The organism is Streptomyces fuscichromogenes, from assembly GCF_014645815.1.
GTDB lineage: Bacteria > Actinomycetota > Actinomycetes > Streptomycetales > Streptomycetaceae > Streptomyces > Streptomyces fuscichromogenes.
Genome location: NZ_BMML01000020.1, coordinates 81,918 through 99,778, shown reverse-complemented (window position 1 = coordinate 99,778; position 17,861 = coordinate 81,918). Strand labels below are relative to the sequence as shown.

Sequence of the window (17,861 nt, the reverse complement as noted above, 5' to 3'; positions counted from 1 at the left end):
CAGTGGATGCGAGTCGCCCGGCCGGAAGCACCCTCGACCTGGCCGCGCCCGTGCGGCAGGAGCAGCGGGGGGACGGGAACGGCGACGGGGGGCAGGCCGCCCGTCGGCAGGTGCGGGGACTGGACGGTCTCCGGGGCCTCGCGGCACTGTACGTGGTCCTGTTCCACTGCTGGTTGTACACCTTCCCGGGCTATCCCCGCAGTTCCGCGCCGGACTGGCTGGGCGGGCTGATGTTCGGGCGCCTCGCCGTCGTCTTCTTCCTGGTGCTGTCCGGGTTCTCCCTGGCGATCTCCCCGGCCCGGCACGGCTGGCGGTCGGCCGGCATCGGTGAGTTCCTGCGCCGGCGCGCCTGGCGCATCCTTCCCCCGTACTGGGCGGCACTGGCCCTCAGCCTGGTCGTCTCGTGGTACGTGGTGCCGGCTTCGCACTTCGGGCCGCCGACCGGCGCGACGGTTCTGGTGTACGGCCTCGTCGCCCAGGACGTGGTCACCGCCCCGACGCCGAACGGCGCGTTCTGGTCGATAGGGGTGGAGGCCGAGCTCTATCTCCTCTTCCCCCTGCTCCTGTTCGTCCGCCGGCGCTGGGGCGCGGTGATCCTGGCCGCGTGCGTGACGATCCCGGTGGTCGCCGGTGGTCTGACGGCGGCCGGCGCCACCCCGGTCGAGGGCGACAACTGGCTCGCCCCCCATCTCGCTCCGGTGTTCGCCGCGGGCGTCATCGGTGCGGGAGTCGTCGCCGCGCCGGACCGGGTGCGCCGCCTGCCGTGGGGATGGTTCGCCGTCCTGGCCGCCCTGCCGGTCCTGGCGCTCGGTGTCGTCCGGGGCTCGGTGTGGACGGTGCACCACTACTTCTGGATAGACCTCGCCATCGCCCCGGCCATGGCGATGCTGCTTGCCGCCGTGGCCACCGGGAAACCCGCCGTCCTCGTACGGCTCCTGACGGCACGCCCCGTCCAGGGCCTCGGCAACTTCTCCTACAGCCTCTACCTGATCCATCTTCCGATCGTCCTGGCCGTGATCCGCCGAATCGCCCCGCATTTCGTGTCGCCGGGACTGCCCACGTTCTGGTTCACCCTGGCCGTGGGCCTGCCCGGCTCGATACTCGCGGCGTGGCTTTTCTCCAAGGTCTTCGAAATTCCGTTCAAGCGGAACAGGTCCTGGAAATCGATTGCCGGGCTCGGTGTCCGGGGATTCAGCCCGCCGCGGTGGACTTCTGGCCGGCAGGGGTGACGGCGAACCACTCCCCGTCCTTGCCCTGGCCGTTCGTCTGCCCGACCGTCGTGTCGCCCACGTACCGGTAGAGCGGCCAGCCGGCGAGGGTGAGCTGTGTCTCGCCGTTCCGGTGGACCGTGCCGAGAAGGCTCTTCTCCACCCCGTAGGTCTGTACGGACTCCGGCACGATCACCGGCAGCCAGGTCTTGGTGCACGTACCGGAGCACGTCCACTTGGAGGGGTTCGGCTGGTCCTTGTCGTAGCGGTACAGGGTCAGGCCCTTGTCGTCGGTGACGATGTTGCCCAGGCCGTCGACCGACCTGGTCAGCACGGCGGCGGTGGTGGCCGGCTGCCCGGCGCCGGGGCTGTCGCTCACGGCCGGCGTGGCGGCCGCCGGATCCGACGCGGCCGTGGCGGCGGACGTGGCCGGGGCGGCCGACGCGGCCGGGGTGGTCGGGGCGGCGTCGGCGGTGCCGCTGCCGTTCGAGGAGCCGCACGCCGTCAGCAGGACGGCGGAGACGAGCCCCGCGGCGAGGCTCGGACCGATGCGTCGCGGAATCAAGGAGTTGCCCTTCGTCGAGTCGCGTCTACCTGCCCCCTCAGTACGTCGGCGGGCTCCCGCCCGCTCAGTCGCCGGGATCATGTGACGCACTCTTGACCATCCCGTATCCGCCGGAATGTGCCCCCGATATCCCGGCCGGGCGGTGAATTTCAGGAATCTCAGGTTGCGGAGCGGTCGCTATGTGTTGACCGTGGAATCCCTGGAATTGTTGACGATATTGTCGGCAATGAATTACGTTCGCTGCCGAGATCGAGACAAGCGCCCCGTGAAGCAGTTTCAGAACTCTCCGGACACCCGCACTTGCGCTCCCATCGGCAAAGAAATCCCGTCATGCCGTCGCCCGCGGTTCGGAAACTGCTGCGCCTCGCGAAGGAGACATGAAATGACGCACCAAATGAACCGCAGGGCCCTGATCAAGGGAATCGCCGCGGCCGCCGTCGCCGTACCGGTGGTGGGAACGGCCGGTGCCGCGCCCGCCTTCGCCGCGTCCCCCGCGGCGGCCTCGGTGGCCTCGGCGGACTCCCTGGCCTTCGACCCCGACGGGTACACCGAGATCACGACGACGATCTCCACCGGTGACGGCGACAAGGAGGTCACGTACCACTTCTGGTCGGCCATCACCTACGTCACCGACCCGGTGGACGAGACCTACCAGAGCCTGACCGTCAGCGTTCCCGTGTCGATCGACGGCACCGCCGTGGACGCCACCGACGCCCCGATCCTCGTCTCCAACTCGATCGGCGGCTACCTCCCCTCCTCGGTGTCGACCAACACGGGCGTGAGCAGCAGCCGGGCGCAGCTGGCGATCGCGGCCGGGTACGTCGCGGTGGAGCCGGGCGCACGGGGCCGGACCCTGGTGGACTCCAGCGGCGACTACTACGGCACCGCACCGGCCGCGATCGTCGACCTCAAGGCCGCGATCCGGTACGTGCGCTACAACGCGGGCACGATTCCGGGCGACACCGACAAGATCGTCACCGCCGGGACCAGCGCCGGCGGCGCCCTGTCGGCCCTGCTGGGTGCCTCCGGCGGCAGCTCGCTGTACGACGACTACCTGAGCGAGCTGGGCGCGGCCGACGCCGACGACGTGATCTACGCGACCGGCGCCTGGTGCCCCATCACCGACCTGGAGAACGCCGACGGCGCCTACGAGTGGAACTGGGGCACCAACACGCTCAGCAGCGGAGAGGAGGTGGACCAGGACGTCTCCGCCGACCTCACAGCCCTGTTCGAGACGTACCAGTCCGGGCTCGGCCTGACGGCGGACGACTACGGCACCATCACGGCCGACAACCTCGACGACTACCTCCTGGCGACCTACCTGGAGCCGTCCGCCACCAGCTACCTGGCGGACCTGTCGGACGACGACCGGACCACCTACCTCTCCTCCAACACCTTCATCACCTGGGACGGTTCGGCGGCCACGTTCTCCTGGTCCGACTACCTCGACCACGTCGGACACCGCGGCAAGGACGCCCCGGCCTTCGACGCCTTCGACCTGTCGGCCGGTGAGAACAACGAGTTCGGCCTCGACACCACCGAGGCCCGGCACTTCACCGACTACAGCCTGGCCAACGACACCAGCGGCACCGGGGGTTCGTCCCTGGACAGCGACATCCCCGGCAAGCTCGACATGATGAACCCGATGTACTTCATCGGTGACGGCAACGACGACCGGGCCAAGTACTGGTGGATCCGCACCGGCACCAAGGACACCGACACCGCGCTGACGATCGTCGGCAACCTCGCCCTGAGCCTGGAGAACCTCGGGGACGACGTCAACGCCGCCCTGTACTGGGACGCCGCCCACGGTGCCGACGAGGACCCGGACGACTTCATCACCTGGATCGGTGACGTGACCGGCTACACCGGCTGACGTCGCCGGCCGGGCGGGAAGCGCCGCACCACGCCGCTTCCCGCCCGTTCCCCGTGGTCAACCCCCGTATGCCCGGCGGAACTCACTGCTCGTGCCGGCCGCGATGTGGCGCCCGCCCGCCGGGAGGGCGAGGCTCTCCGGCTCGTCGGGGTCGCTGGCCGGCCCTGTCGTGCCGATGCCGTCGCGACTCAGGGCGTCGCCAGCAACGGACGCAGACGGGTGGCCGTCAGCCGGCCGGCCAGGGAGGCCGCGTGCCTGCGCAGTACCCGCATGACGAGCAGGGCGGTGAGGGCGCCCACCGCGATCCCCGCCAGCACGTCGTGAGGGTAGTGCGCGCCGACCCAGACCCGTGAGACCGCCATCGCGACGGCCGCCACGGCGGCCACGGCGCCGAGCCGGCGGGAGACGAAGAACAGGGCGACGGCCGCCGCGGCGGCGATGGCGGCGTGGTTGCTGGGGAAGGACCAGTCGCCGGGCGCCGGGCACGTCTCCAGCACGGCCACCCGCAGGCTCCGGCACGGCCGGTCCTCGCGGACCAGGAGCTTGAGCACCGTGTCCACCCCGAAGGCGGCCAGGACGGCGAACGGGACGGCGAGCGCCGTCAACGAGGCGCCGGCGCTCTCCCGCCGGGCACGCCACCAGCCGACGGCCATGAGCAGCGCGAAGAGGGCCAGCCCGTACGTCGACCAGGCCGACACCGTGTCGTCCAGCCAGGCGGGGGCATGCCGGGCGAGGCGCACCGTGTCGAGGTAGGCCGGACCGTCGAGCGAGGAGCCGTCGAGAGCGAGGATCACGTGGGGACCTCCTTCGTGGTCGCCCCCGGCCGCGAGCGACACACCCCGGGGGAGCCCGGAGGGTGGCCGGGCAGGACGAACCGTCGGACGCGCCGCGGCGGAGGCGTCCGACGAATAACTACATTTCTGTAGACGGTCTACTCGACTGTAGTCGATGACGGCGGATCGGCATTCCGTGTCCGGCGCAAGGGCGTGCGTGCGGCCGGAAGGTGAATTCGAGGGGGCCGCCCCGGCTGCCCCACCGGCTGCAGGCACGGAGAGCCGACCGCGTAGTACCGCGGTACGACGCCTCCGGTGCAGGTCAGCCTCCCGGTACCACGGGACCGGGAGATCCGGCGCCTAGCGTTGCCGTACGGCGTCGCGGACGCAGGGCGCCGGAGGCCGACAGGAAGACACGCGCATGATCGACGCACGGCAGCTGACCAAGAGATACGGCGACAAGACGGCCGTCGACGGCCTGGACTTCGTCGTCAAGCCAGGCACGGTGACCGGCTTTCTCGGGCCCAACGGCGCGGGAAAGTCCACGACCATGCGCATGATCGTCGGACTCGACGCGCCGACGAGCGGCTCCGTCACCGTGAACGGCCGGCCGTACGCCCGTCACCAGGCGCCGCTCCAGGAGGTCGGGGCGCTGCTGGAGGCGAAGTCGATCCACCCGGGCCGCTCGGCCGCCAACCACCTGCGGGCCCTCGCCCTGACCCACGGCATTCCGCGCCGCCGGGTCGACGAGGTCATCGAGCTGGCCGGGCTCGGCAGCGTGGCGAGGAAGCGGGCCGGTGCCTTCTCCCTCGGGATGGGGCAGCGGCTGGGCATAGCGGCGGCGCTGCTGGGCGATCCGCAGACGGTGATGCTGGACGAGCCGGTCAACGGTCTGGACCCGGAGGGCGTCCTCTGGATCCGCAACCTGCTCAAGACGCTCGCCGACGAGGGCCGGACCGTGTTCGTGTCCTCGCACCTGATGAGCGAGATGGCCCTGGTGGCGGACCACCTGATCATCGTGGGGCGCGGCCGGCTGCTGGCCGACACCACCGTGGGGGACCTGATCCGCGAGGCCGGCGGTGACACCGTGACGGTGGTGACGCAGGACCCGGCGCGGCTGCGGGACGTCCTGGCGGGTCCGGGCGTCGACGTCACCGGCCGGATCGGCTCCGAGGAGCTGCAGGTCACCGGGGCGACCGCCCGTGAGATAGGGCTGAAGGCGGCCGAGCACGGCATCGCGCTGTTCGAGCTGACGTCCCGGAGCGTGTCGCTGGAGGAGGCGTTCATGGACCTGACCAGGGATGCCGTGGAGTACCACGGCTCCACGACCGCCGTCGAGACCCTCGGGAGGCCGGCATGAGCACCCTCACCGCAACCACCGAGGAGCCGAGGACCACCGCCCCGGACCGCCCCGCCTACCGGGTGACCGGCCGGCGCGTGCTCTCCTCCGAGTGGGCCAAGCTGTGGTCGCTGCGCTCGACCTGGATCACCCTGGGCCTCGGCCTGCTCTTCCTGGTGGCCTTCGGCCTGATCGCCGCGAGCCACTACAAGTCGGAGATCGACTCCGGTCACGTGGGCCGCGACCGTGACTTCGCCACCGCCACGGCCGTCAGCCTGTCCCTCTTCGGCACGAACTTCGCCCAGCTCGCCCTGGGTGTGCTCGGGGTGCTGGTCACGGCCGGCGAGTACTCGACCGGCATGATCCGCTCGACCCTCGCCGCGGTGCCCCGCAGGCTGCCCGTGCTGTGGTCCAAGGCGACCGTGTTCGGACTGGTCGCGCTGGTGGTCGCCACGCTGGGCGCGTTCGTCGCCTTCCTGTTCGGCAGCGGGATCGTCTCGGGCACCCCCGCGGCCATGGGCCTCTCCCACGCGGGCGTCCTGCGCAGCCTGCTGGGCGCCGGGCTCTACCTCGGCCTGGTCGGGGTGATCGGCGTCGCCCTGGGCTCGCTGCTGCGGTCGGTGGCCGGCGGTATCTCGGTCCTGGTGGCCTCCCTGATGCTGGTCCCGGGCCTGATCTCGCTGCTGCCGAGCTCCTGGCAGGACAACATCAGCCCCTATCTGCCGTCCAACGCGGGCGAGTCGATGTTCGCCCTGACCCACGACTCCACCACCCTGTCGCCGGGCGCCGGACTGCTGGTCTTCCTCGGCTGGACGGCGCTGGCGCTGGCCGGCGCGGCGTACCGGCTCGTGCGCAGCGACGTCTGACGCCCGCACCATGGCAACGTGACGTCCGTGACCATCGACGACAGCAGCGGAACGGGACCGCTGGTCGCCCGGCTCTCCCGGGGCGGCCAGCGGTTGCGGCAGGCCGACCGGGCCCACCCCTGGGTGCTGGACACCGGGGTCGTGGTCCTGGTCTTCCTGATGTTCTGCCTGCCCGACCTGTTCCACCACGGTGACGGGGACGGCGACGGCGACCGCGCCCGCCACTTCCGGCTCGCCTTCACCCAGCTCCCCGTCGCGGGAATGCTGGCGGTACAGGTCGGCCTGGTGCTGCCCCTGCTGTGGCGGCGGCGCAGGCCGGAGGTGGCCTTCGGCGTGATCGCCGCGGTGTTCGTCGTCCAGTGGGCCCTGGGCGCCGCGCTGCGCGCGGACGTCGCGCTGTTCATCGCCCTGTACAGCCTGACCCTGCACGGGCGGCTGCGGCGGCTGCCGTGGGCGTGCGGGGTCATGGCGGGCGCCATGACCCTGGTGGCGGTGCGGGTCTCCCCGGTGGTGTCGGTCTGGGACGCGCTGTTCTTCCTGCTGAGCACGTCCACCGCGGCCCTCGCGCTCGGCCTGATGGTACGGATCCGGCGGGCCCAGCTCGCCGGACTGCGGGAACGGGCCGCCCAGCTGGAGATCGAACGCGACCAGCGCAGCCGACTGGCCACCGCCACCGAACGCACCCGCGTCGCCCGCGAGATGCACGACATCGTCGGCCACAACCTCTCCGTGATCATCACGCTCGCCGACGCCGGCGCCTACGCCACCGACGCCGCCCCCGAACGGGGCAAGGAGGCCCTCCGGCTCATCGGTGACACCGGCCGCCAGGCCCTCGGCGAGCTCCGGCGCGTCCTCGGCGTGCTGCGCGAGCCGGCGGACGGCCCCACGGGCGGGCCCGAGCTCAGCCCGCAGCCCGGCATCGCCGACCTGGACGCGCTGTGCGCGAAGGTGCGGGCCGCCGGACTGGAGGTCGTCTACCGTACCTCCGGCGACGTGGACGCCCTGGACGGCGGGGTGCAGCTGACCGTGTACCGCATCGTCCAGGAAGCGCTGACCAACACCCTGAAGCACGCCGACACGGACGCCGGCACCCGGGTCCACCTGGCGGTCCTCGCCGAGGACGGCAGACTGACCGTCCGGGTCCAGGACACGGGCCGGTCCGCACCGGCCGGACCGCCAAACGAGGAAGGCCACGGACTGGTGGGCATGAGGGAACGAGCGGCTCTGTACGGCGGCACCGTCACCGCGGGTCCGGCGCGCGGCGGAGGATGGTGTGTCGAGGCCGTCCTCGACCTCACCCCCGAGGACGGTGCCCGATGACCACCGTGCTCATCGTCGACGACCAGCCGCTGCAGCGCTACGGCTTCCGCATGCTGCTGGACTCGGTCGCGGAGACCGAGGTCGTGGGCGAGGCGGGGCACGGCGCCGAGGCCGTCCGCAAGGCCGCCGAACTGCGCCCGGACGTCGTCCTGATGGACGTCCGGATGCCCGGTATGGACGGCATCGAGGCCACCCGTCAGATCGTCGCGGCGGGCGAGCGCTCCCGGGTCCTCGTCCTCACCACCTTCGACCTGGACGAGTACGTCCACGCCGCCCTGCGCGCCGGTGCCAGCGGCTTCCTGCTCAAGGACGCGCACGCCGAGGAACTCCTCGCCGGGATCCGGGCGGTCGCCGCCGGGGACGCGGTCATCGCGCCGGCCCTCACCCGCCGCATCCTGGACGAGTTCACCCGCTACGTGCCCGCCCACCGCGGGGACCGCGAGCGCGAGGACCCGCGGCTGGGCTCCCTCACCGACCGCGAGCGCGAGATCCTCGTCGCCATCGGCAAGGGCTGGAGCAACGGCGAGATCGCCACCCGGTTCGTCGTGACCGAGTCCACCGTCAAGACCCACGTCGGCCGCGTCCTGGCCAAGATCGGCGCCCGGGACCGCGTCCAGGCCGTGATCTTCGCCTACGACCAGGGCCTGGCCCGCCCCAACGCGGACTGACCCGGCCGGGTGCCTTGCCTCCCGGCGGGCGAATTCACGCAAACCGCTTACCGCCTACAACCTTGTAGACGCCAAATGAACTGGAGATGATCGAACCGGGGCGTCCGTTCGTCCCCGTCCTGAACAGTGGATGCGCGAATCCCGCGGACGGGACGGCCGGACGAGCCTCCGGCGCGGCGGAACCCCGCCGCCCGAGCCCGAGGCGAGACACAGGAGGCAGTCCTTGACTGACACCCATCGTGGCGGAATGGGCGTCGATATCCGTCGTCGTACCGGGACGCACCTCGCGGCACCGCCACCGACCCGGGCCCCGGTCCTCGACGCCCCGGACTCCGGGCCCCGGCAGTGGCACCGGGGCATGACGCTGATGGCCACGATCAGCCTGTTCATCGGTACGCGCGCCGCCTGGACCACCGCGATGGCGTCGAGCCCGCCGGTCGCCGCCGTCATCTCCGTCTGCTACGCCGCGATCCTCGGCTGCGCCGTTCTCGGCCTGCTCGTACGCACCCGCCGGTCGCTGGTCCGGGTCGACGCGGCCGTACTGGTCACCGCCGTCGCCCTGGTGACCTGCGGCTACCTCCTCGACCACGCCGGCAGCGACGAAGGCGTGCTGACCGCCCAGGCCGCGAGCCAGATACTGCACGGGCATCCGGTGTACGGCCAGTCCTGGCCCTGGCTGTTCACCACGCACGGCGTCGGGATCACCAAGACCATGTCCGGCGGCGCCGACTACACCTACGGCTATCCGCCGCTGACCGCCCTGCTCGCCGCGCCGCTGTACGCCGTCCTCCACTCCACGGCGGCCGCCACCCTGGTCCCCACCGTCGCGCTCCTCGCCTCCTCGGTGCTGCTCTGGTTCCTGCTGCCGGCGCCCTGGCGGTCCGCGGCCACGGCCGTCTGCCTCGGTTTCGGCCTCCTGCCCCACTACGCCTACGCGGGCTACCCGGCCATCACGGCCCTCGCCCTGCTCGTGCCCGCCGTGGTCCGCTGGCCCGGCACCGGCGAGGGCGGCCGGCTCGGGCCGGCGGGCGTCCTGCGGGCGGCCTGTCTCGGCGCCGCCTGCGCCGCCCAGCAACTCGCCTGGTTCCTCGCCCCGTTCCTGCTGATCGGCCTGTACGCCGTCCGGCGCGGCGAGCTGGGCCCCCGGCGCGCCCTTGCGGTCACCGCCCGCTACACGGCCACCGCCGCCCTCACCTGGGCCGCGGCCAACGCCTACTTCGCCGTCCAGGAATTCCCGGCCTGGCTGCACGGAATCCTGCTGCCCCTGGAGCAGAAGGCGATCCTGCACGGGCAGGGCGTGATGGGCATCTCCTACTACTTCACCGCCGGCAGCAGCCGACTCGACTACTACTCCTACGGCAGCCAGCTGCTCCTGCTCGGCCTGCTCGCGGTCACGCTGCTGTTCGTCCGGCGGCTGGGCCCGGCTCTCACCGTCCTCCCGTGGGTGCCGTTCTACCTGGCCACGCGCTCCCAGGACGGCTACTTCCTGATGATGACCCCGCTGTGGCTGGCGGCCGCCGCCACCGTCCCGGCCGCCGCGTTCGCCACCGCCTGGCAGCCGCGTCTGCCCCGCCTCACCGGCCGCCGCGCCAAGGCCGTCCTCGCCGCCGGGCTGCTCGTCCCCGCCCTCGGGTGCGTCGTGATCGCCGCCGCGAGCCCGCCGCCGCTGCGCATGAGCCTCGCGCCGCACTTCGCCAGGCACGGGTCCCGTGTCGGTGTCACCCTCATCGACGTCCGGGCCGTCAACACCACCGGTACGGCACTCTCGCCGCACTTCGCGAGCCGTACCGGCCAGGGCGCCTCCGACTGGTGGACGATCGCCTCGGGTCCCACCGTGCTGGCCGCGCACGCCTCCGCGGACTATCGGGTGAGGCCCGAGGGGGGCTTCCGGGTGATGTCCGGCGGCCAGGCGCCCGGGAGTTATCTCATCGCCGTCACCGGCACGCCGATGACGATCACCTCGGCCCGCATCCCGGCCGCCGCCTCCGCCCTCCGGTAGAGGGGTGACCCCGGGAGCCGGAGTCACCCCTCCCGGCCCGCCGCGTCAGCGCATGTCACGCACCTTGATCGTGTAGATGCCGCGGCCGTGGGTGGCCGCGTACAGGGTGCTGCCGTCGGGGCCCAGCTTCAGCTGGAGCACGGCGACCGCCGGGAGCGAGCCGACGCGCTCCCACCGGGTGCGGCCCGGGGCGCGGTAGACGACACCGAGGTCGGTGGCGACGGCGAGGCCGCCGTTCGGTGTGACGACCGCGGAGTTGGCGGGCACGTCGGGGAGGTTCCTGGAGATGTCCTTCCAGGTGGTCCCGCCGTCGGTGGATTCGAAGACGTGGCCGACGCCCGCGCCGGGACCCTCGGTCCAGTGCCGGGAGAAACCGTTGACGGCGAGGAAGACGTGGTCGGCGTTCTTCGGGTCGACGGCGAAGCCGCTCAGGTAGCGGTTGGGTACGGTCCCGTCCGCGCCCGTGCCGGGCAGGGTGATGTCGTGCCAGCCGCTTCCGTCCGCGTTGCCGACGGAGATGCCGCGGGCGAAGCCCTGGTTGTTGCAGGGGCCGCACCAGGCCGCGTAGACCTTCCCGCCCGATACCGCGACGGCGGTCGCGGTGCGACCGACGCCCAGGTCGTACACGCTGTTCCACTCGTCGCCGCTGCGGATGGCGTAGCCGTGGGTCTGCACCCAGATGTGCCGGCCGCCCGCGACCCAGGTCGCGGGGTTCTTCGCGTCGGCCGCGAGCGGGGCGATGAACCGGGCCTCGCCGGTGGCGTTGTCGGCCGGGGCCACCGCGAAGGAGGTGGCCTTGGCCGGGTCGGTGACCCAACTGCCGTCGTTGACCGCGCAGTTCTGGGTCACCTGGATCGCGAGGTAGACGTATTCCTCCGCGATGTCGCAGCCGTCGGCGGGGTCGGTGAGCGTGTCGCCGCCGTCACCGCCGAAGTCGGAGCCCATCACGGTGTCGTCGCTGCGCAGGACGGACTGGCCGTTGTCCTGGAGGCCGCCGGTGACGGAGACGCCGCCGTAGGCCGGGTCCTTGCCCACGCCCACCGAGTAGTACTGGAGGGTGTCGATCGTCCCGTCGTTCAGCGAGGTCCAGTCGGTGGCGTGTCCCGAGGCGTCCTGGGCGCCGTCGACCGGGCGCCGGTAGACGCCGCCGTCGTTGCCGACGTACACGAAACTCCTGCCGTGGTAGCTGCCGATCGCCACGCCGTGCTGGTCGGAGTGGGTGGTCTGGTTGCAGTCGCCGGTCTGCTCGGCCGGGTCGATGGACCAGCAGGGGAAGGAGAAGTTCCAGTACGGGCCGACCGTCGACCAGGTGCTGCCGCCGTCCTTGGTCTCGTAGACCTCCTCCAGGCCCGCGTAGACGTGGTCCGGGTTCGCCGGGTCGACGCTGAGGAACTGGTTGTACCAGGCCTGTACGCCCGGCATGTAGCCGCTCGTCGTCAGCGCCGAGCCGTCGGCGGCCAGGCCCTGGTAGTCGGCGATCTTCGACCAGGGTCCGGTGGGGGAACCGGACCTGGACACGTAGATGCCCTCCAGCCCGCTGTCCGGGTTGGTGTTCAGCTGCTCCGGCGACTGGTCGATGGCGTAGTAGCGGGAGCCGTCGGCGGACCGGGCGAAGGTGACGTTGCCGACGTCGTCCGCGTCGGCCGGCAGGTCGCCCAGGCCGCTGGTGATCCGCGTCCAGGTGCCGTCCGCGCCCTTGGTGTAGAAGCCGTTGTAGTCGTCACCGCTGCGCCAGCCGACCGCGAGGACGACCCGGCTCGGGTCCTTCGGGTCGATCGCGATGTCGTTGGCGATGTTCTTGTACGCGGCCGAGGGGTCGCTCGCCAGTGAACCGCCCGGCAGATAGTCGGGGTTGGGCGCGAACTCCAGTTTCCAGGCGCCGCCGAGCTTCTTCGTGGAGTGGCTCCACACGCCCTCGCTGGTCGCCGCCCACACCTTGCCGCCGCCGAAGCGCAGTTCGTGGATGGTGGTGGACTCCAACTCGTCGCCGCCGACCCGGCTGCGGGCGGAGAAGGTGCCGTGGTGCGGGTCGGACAGGAGGTAGACGCCGCTGCCGAGGTAGGCGTCCGCGTTGGTGGTGGCCTCGCCGGTGCCCAGCCACAGCCGGCCGGTACCGTCCAGCGCGAGCGCGCCGGTGGACTGCGAGGACAGCCGGTCGCTGATCGGCTGCCAGTGCCCGCCGCCGGACCGGGACCGCCATACGCCGCCGCCGGCGCTGCCGGCGTAGACATATCCGTCGTCGTCCGCGGCCATGGCTGCCATCCGGCCCGTGACATCGCCCGAGCCGCCGCTGGAGTTGGAGTCGATGTCGCGGTAGCGGGCATCGTCGGAGTCGTAGGGCAGGTCGGTGATGTTGCGCCAACTGCCGCCCGTGCTGCGCAGGTTGTTCAGACCGGACCAGGCGGCGCCGTAGGCGCCGGGGGCGACGACGCCGGGTGAGGTGCGGGCCTCGGCGTACTGGTCCGCGCCCTCGGCTATCTCGTCCGCCTCGTTGCCGCCGTCGTCGTCCTGGGCCGTCGCCCTGGGGGCGACGGCGCCTTCCGACTGCGCGCGTTCCGCGGCGAGTCGGGCGAGGGTGCGGGCGCCGAACGGGCTGTTGTTCCCGCTGGGCGCCGCGCTTGCGGGCAGTGCGACGAGTGCGACGGTTGCGGTGATGGCACAGGTCGCGAGCCATCGTCTGCTACGGGTTGATGCTGACACCGGATCCTCCCAAACGGGCTTTCGTAAGGCCGTCGCTGGGACCCGATCACGGACGGGAGGGCGGGTCCGGGAACTTGGGCCGACTTTGACCGGGACCTGCCATTTCGAGTCCTGACCGCGCGCTGCGGGCAGGCCGCCGGCCGCGCGGCCGGGGCTGACCGCGCCGTCCCGATGCGGGAGTTCGCCTGTGACGTCACGGTGGAGTCCGCACCGTGGGGCGGTCGCCGGTCCGGTGCCGCCGCGGCAACGGGCGCTGGCCCGCGGCGTCCTCGCAGGGGCGGCCGGCGGGGCGAGCCTGGCGGGCGGTGCGCCGGGCGGGGGTGGCGGGCGCGTGGGCGGGTGGTGGGGCGAGGTGCGGGCCCCGCGGAGGCCCTCGCGGACGAGTCCGGGCAGGCGCCGGAACCCGACGCCGAAATACTCGAAGCCCTGCGGGCGGAGATAGGGAAGACGGTCCGGGCCGAGCTCGTGGAGATGCCGGATCACGGCCTCACCGGGGATGGCATCACCGCCATCGTCGCGGATCTGACCAGAGATGCGATCGGCCGCCCGCGGCGTGCGCCTGGTGGAGGAGGCGATAGCGAACCGCCGGGGACGGGGCGACATGTAGGTTCGCATTTCGCGTGTCCCTTTCCCGTTGACCGTGGCCTTTGTCCGGCCCAAGGGACAGCGCGGTGAGACGAACTGTCGTCTGATCGTTCACTCGTCGTAGTGCTGTTCCCGGTCTCGATCTATGCAGCGGTCCTCTCCAACCTGATCGTGGAGATGTCGCAGCTGATCGAGACCGGGATGTCCGTCTCCCCGCTGGCGCTGCTTGGGGGTGGGGTATGTCGTGTGTGGTCGGCGAAGTCTCGATGAGTCTCCGTCGCACAGACGGGGAGATCGACGAGGACCTGGTCTGGTCGGACACGGGCGTCGACGTGTTCGAGTCGTCGATGCCGTGGCGTACGTTCCGCTGGCGGTACGGGCAGAAGCACTATTCCGGCACGTATTGGTCGTCCACCATGCGCGGCCACGTCGTCTACGAGTCCCGGCTTGAGCTGACGCGGCTGCTCTACGCCGACTTCGACCAGGACGTGACGGCCGTGTTCGCCCAGCCGTTCCTGCTGTCCACCACCGTCGACGGTCGTCGGCGCCGCCACGTGCCCGACTTCCTGATGCTGCGCGAGAAGGACGTTCCGCTGGTTGTGGACGTCAAGCCACGGCACCTGCTCACCCGGCCGAAGGTGAACTTCGCGCTTGGCTGGGCCCGCGAGGTCGTCCTGTCGCGCGGCTGGGATTTCCAGGTGTGGTCCGAGCCGCCCGAAGCGGAGCTGGAGAACCTGCGGTTCCTCGCGGGCTATCGCCGCGAGTGGCTGTTCGACGAGGGCCTGCTCGCGGAGATCCGCGCGGCGGATCTGTACGGGGCGACGCTGGGGGATGCGTTTCGTGCCTTCCCCCAGCACCCGGACTGGCGGGTGCGGGCCGCAGTGCTGCGGCTGTTGTGGTGCCAGCACTTCGTGACGGACCTGACGGAACCGTTGTCCGAGCGCCATGTGCTGCGCCACGGCAGCGCCGCGGTGGTTGGCGTCGACCGACGCGACCTGCCCCGCCCCGTCGAGGAGCCCAAGTCCGGGTCGGCGCTCGACGACGAGCAGATCGAGCAGATCTGCCGGATCACGAAGTCGAGCACTGGTGGAGGAGGACATGTGACCGGAGCTGCCGTACGTGTCGGGGTGGGCACGAGGTTGAAGTACGACGGTGAAGTCGTCGTGGTGGAGGAGATGTTCGGCTCGGCGGTCGGCAACGAGGTGCTGGTCCGTGATGGGCCGGGCCGGGTCCGGAATCGGACGACGACCGCGAGACGGCCTCGGTGCTGCTCGCGCAGCTCAGCGATGAGGAACTTGCCGAGGTTCGGGAGCGAGCCGCCCATGTCAACGAGGTTCTGACCGGCTTCCGGTCGGGCAGCGACGAACTCGCGGAGCCGGGCGAGCCCCGGCCGCAGTACGCGGCCACGGTGCCCAAGCTGCAGCGATACGAGGCGAAGGCCATCGAGTTGGGCGTGAGCGTGCGCACCATCAAGCGGTGGGTGCGCGCCTTCCTCACCGACCGGGAGGCCGGGCTCGTGCGCGGCGGCCCGGAGCGCAGGAGCGGCGACATGGGAGGGCTGGGCCGGGCCGATCCGCGGTGGGTGGAGATGGCCCTGGAGATTCTGGCCGAGCATGGGAAGGACTCGAAGCCCACCCGTGGGAAGGTGATCCGCTCGGTCGGCCCGCGTCTGGAGGCCCGCCACGGCGAGGGCGAGGTGAAGCTGCCCGGTCGCGCGACGGCGTACCGGTGGCTTCAGGAGCTGGAGCGGCGGCTGCCGACCTTCCGGCTGAGTACGAAGCGCAACCGGGACATCGCTGCCCGGCCGCCGGGCGCGTACGGGAAGCTGCGGCCCACGAGGCCGGGCGAGTACCTGCTGATGGACACCACGCGCCTGGACGTCTTCGCGATGGACCCGATCACGATGAAGTGGGTCCAGGCCGAACTGACCGTCGCGATGGACTGGTACGACCGGTGCGTCACGGGACTTCGGGTGACCCCGGTGTCCACATCGTCCATCGATGTCGCGGCGGTGATGTTCCAGACCTTCCGCCCCCGCCCCGCCGGCAAGGACTGGCCCGCGCACGCCGTGTGGCCCGACCACGGCATTCCCCGCACGGTGTTCGTCGAGCGGAAGGCACTCGAACCGGGCGAGGAGGAGCCGGAGAAGGCCAAGAAGCACGGTGTCGCCTCTCCGGCTCTGGTGCCGGAGACGATCGTCGTCGACCACGGCAAGCCCTACATCTCCGAGCACATCACCTCCGTCTGCCAGCGGCTGGGCCTGTCCATTCAGCCGGCTCGCCTACGAACGGGCCGGGACAAGGGACCGCTGGAGAGATTCTTCAAAACCGTGCGCGAGGGGGTGCTGGAGGTCTTGCCCGGCTACAAGGGCCCGGACCTGTTCTCGCGGGGCGAGCGGCCGGAGGACCAGGCATTCTTCTTCCTCCACGAGTTGGAAGCGATCATCCGCGAGTGGGTGGCCTGCGTGTATCACTTGAGGCCCCATAGGGGACTCGTCGACGCCCACGTGCCGGGGCTGAACCTGTCGCCGGCGGCCATGTTCGAGCACGGCATCGCCCGCGCTGGCTACATCGAGGTCCCCCGCGACCCCGCGCTCGGCTTCGAGTTCCTGAAGACCGAGTGGAAGCCGACCCACCACTATGGCGTCGAGATCCGCAAGTGCCGCTACAACGGCCCCGGTCTGGGCGGCTACCGGGGCGAGACCAGCGAGTACACCGGGCCGAAGGCCAAGGGTCTGTGGCCCGTGCAGGTCGACCCCGACAACATCAACTACATCTACTTCCGCCGCCCCGACACCCGTCGCTGGCACACCCTTCAGTGGGAGCACACCCCGGCACAGAAGTTCCCGATCAGCCAGCGCCACGGCACACGGCTTCGCCGGGCCGACGGCACATCCTGCCCCGCAGAACTCCTCGACCGTGACTGGCTACACGCGCAGTACGTCGACCGGCACCGGTCCTTCAAGGACATCGGCCAGGAACTGGGCGTGACACCGGGGACGGTGGCGCGCTGGGCCCGGCACCATCACATCCCACGGCAGAGCAACCGGCACCTCAGCCGCCCCGCCCTCGGCATCGAGTACATCCCGGCCGTCCTGCAACCGGCCCTCAACAACAACTACCAGCTGCGCAGGCTGCGAACCTTCTTCCAGATCGCCGGCTACCGCTCGCTCGGCGACGCGTGCGCGGCGCTCGGCCTGTCCTCGCACAGCGTCACCAATCACCTCGCTCGTCTCGAAGAGGACATGGGCGGCCCGCTGCTGGTGCGCACCCAGAGGAGCCGACCAATGGAGCCCACCGCACTCGGCCACCAGGTCCTCGACGCAGCCCGGCCGCTGTCCGACCAGCTCGGCGTCCCGACGACGGCCGTGCCGGCCAAGCCGATCCCGCCCTCCCGCCGCGGGCGACCTCGCACCACGGCCGCCGCAGCCACGAGGCTGGCCCACCTTCCGGCCCTCCTGCGGCCAGCGGCCGGCAGCTACGGCGGACGCCTCCGACTGCGCCGGTTCCTGGAGGCCGTCCAGTACCCCAACCTCGCGGCCTTCGCCCGTGCCGAAGGGCTTGACCCGTCCACGGTCACACTGCAGATCAGCCGACTGGAACGGGACTTCGACGGGCGGCTCCTGGACCGCGGCGGGCCGGGACACGCGATGCGGCTGACCGGCCTCGGCAAGAGAGTCGTGGCCGCCGCGCAGCCGTACAGAGACCAGCTGGGCGACCTTCACGGTCCACGGCACCGGCCCAAGCCCCCGCAGCAGCTCACCGACGACCTTACGTAGGCGGATTCGTGAGTTGCCCTCATCACGGCCTCATGGACAGACGGTGCCCTCCATGGTGCGGAGAGGACAGTGCGCCATGGGCCGAATCCTCTCCACCAGAGGGGCGGTGGCTCCCACCAATAGAGGGACTGGCGTCTCGCTCACGCTGATCGTAGACAACTCCTGCAGGCGACAGCCAGTCCCG

12 protein-coding genes are annotated in these 17,861 nt (G+C 71.3%); 9 read left to right on the top strand and 3 right to left on the bottom strand.

Going from position 1 to position 17,861, the window contains the following annotated elements; all coding sequences use genetic code 11:
* Nucleotides 1-2: 2 nt before the first annotated feature.
* Nucleotides 3-1,229 (top strand): acyltransferase family protein, encoded by a 1,227-nt coding sequence (locus IEZ11_RS34835; RefSeq protein WP_229713538.1) that lies wholly within the window; start codon nucleotides 3-5, stop codon nucleotides 1,227-1,229.
* On the opposite strand, the gene IEZ11_RS34830 is transcribed toward IEZ11_RS34835, so the two are convergent.
* Nucleotides 1,192-1,773 carry a hypothetical protein gene (locus IEZ11_RS34830; RefSeq protein WP_189266957.1) on the bottom strand — a complete coding sequence of 194 codons (582 nt, stop codon included), beginning with the start codon at nucleotides 1,771-1,773 and terminating at the stop codon, nucleotides 1,192-1,194. The two genes, IEZ11_RS34835 and IEZ11_RS34830, sit on opposite strands and share 38 nt — an antisense overlap.
* A gap of 382 nt (nucleotides 1,774-2,155) precedes the next feature.
* Here IEZ11_RS34830 and IEZ11_RS34825 point away from each other — a divergent pair, with 382 nt between their 5' ends.
* Nucleotides 2,156-3,649: a subtype B tannase gene (locus IEZ11_RS34825; protein WP_229713537.1), complete on the top strand. Its 1,494-nt coding sequence runs from the start codon at nucleotides 2,156-2,158 to the stop codon at nucleotides 3,647-3,649.
* A 188-nt stretch (nucleotides 3,650-3,837) separates the two neighbouring features.
* Here IEZ11_RS34825 and IEZ11_RS34820 read toward each other — a convergent pair whose 3' ends face one another.
* Nucleotides 3,838-4,443 carry a phosphatase PAP2 family protein gene (locus IEZ11_RS34820; protein ID WP_189266956.1) on the bottom strand — a complete coding sequence of 202 codons (606 nt, stop codon included), beginning with the start codon at nucleotides 4,441-4,443 and terminating at the stop codon, nucleotides 3,838-3,840.
* Between the two features lie 400 nt (nucleotides 4,444-4,843).
* Here IEZ11_RS34820 and IEZ11_RS34815 point away from each other — a divergent pair, with 400 nt between their 5' ends.
* The 5 genes from IEZ11_RS34815 to IEZ11_RS34795 all read left to right on the top strand — a co-directional run bounded on the left by IEZ11_RS34815 (nucleotide 4,844) and on the right by IEZ11_RS34795 (nucleotide 10,614).
* Entirely contained in the window at nucleotides 4,844-5,782 is a 939-nt protein-coding gene (locus IEZ11_RS34815; RefSeq protein ID WP_189266955.1) for an ABC transporter ATP-binding protein, read from the top strand.
* Nucleotides 5,779-6,627, top strand: a complete 849-nt coding sequence (locus IEZ11_RS34810; protein WP_189266954.1) for an ABC transporter permease — start codon at nucleotides 5,779-5,781, stop codon at nucleotides 6,625-6,627. Before IEZ11_RS34815 ends, IEZ11_RS34810 begins: the two co-directional genes overlap by 4 nt.
* Before the next feature lie 18 nt (nucleotides 6,628-6,645).
* A complete protein-coding gene (locus IEZ11_RS34805; RefSeq protein ID WP_229713536.1) occupies nucleotides 6,646-7,947 on the top strand; it encodes a sensor histidine kinase in 1,302 nt (433 codons plus the stop codon).
* Nucleotides 7,944-8,615 (top strand): response regulator, encoded by a 672-nt coding sequence (locus IEZ11_RS34800; RefSeq protein WP_189266953.1) that lies wholly within the window; start codon nucleotides 7,944-7,946, stop codon nucleotides 8,613-8,615. Before IEZ11_RS34805 ends, IEZ11_RS34800 begins: the two co-directional genes overlap by 4 nt.
* Nucleotides 8,616-8,862: 247 nt before the next feature.
* Nucleotides 8,863-10,614: a hypothetical protein gene (locus IEZ11_RS34795; RefSeq protein WP_373295014.1), complete on the top strand. Its 1,752-nt coding sequence runs from the start codon at nucleotides 8,863-8,865 to the stop codon at nucleotides 10,612-10,614.
* Between the two features lie 45 nt (nucleotides 10,615-10,659).
* On the opposite strand, the gene IEZ11_RS34790 is transcribed toward IEZ11_RS34795, so the two are convergent.
* Nucleotides 10,660-13,314 (bottom strand): beta propeller repeat protein, encoded by a 2,655-nt coding sequence (locus IEZ11_RS34790; protein WP_189266952.1) that lies wholly within the window; start codon nucleotides 13,312-13,314, stop codon nucleotides 10,660-10,662.
* An 851-nt stretch (nucleotides 13,315-14,165) separates the two neighbouring features.
* Between IEZ11_RS34790 and IEZ11_RS52855 the strand changes: the two genes are divergently transcribed.
* Together IEZ11_RS52855 and IEZ11_RS52850 are read left to right on the top strand one after the other, a co-directional pair.
* Nucleotides 14,166-15,239, top strand: coding sequence for a TnsA-like heteromeric transposase endonuclease subunit (locus tag IEZ11_RS52855; protein ID WP_505996737.1), 1,074 nt, complete (start codon nucleotides 14,166-14,168; stop codon nucleotides 15,237-15,239).
* Nucleotides 15,164-17,677 carry a LysR family transcriptional regulator gene (locus IEZ11_RS52850; RefSeq protein ID WP_505996735.1) on the top strand — a complete coding sequence of 838 codons (2,514 nt, stop codon included), beginning with the start codon at nucleotides 15,164-15,166 and terminating at the stop codon, nucleotides 17,675-17,677. Before IEZ11_RS52855 ends, IEZ11_RS52850 begins: the two co-directional genes overlap by 76 nt.
* Nucleotides 17,678-17,861 lie beyond the last annotated feature (184 nt).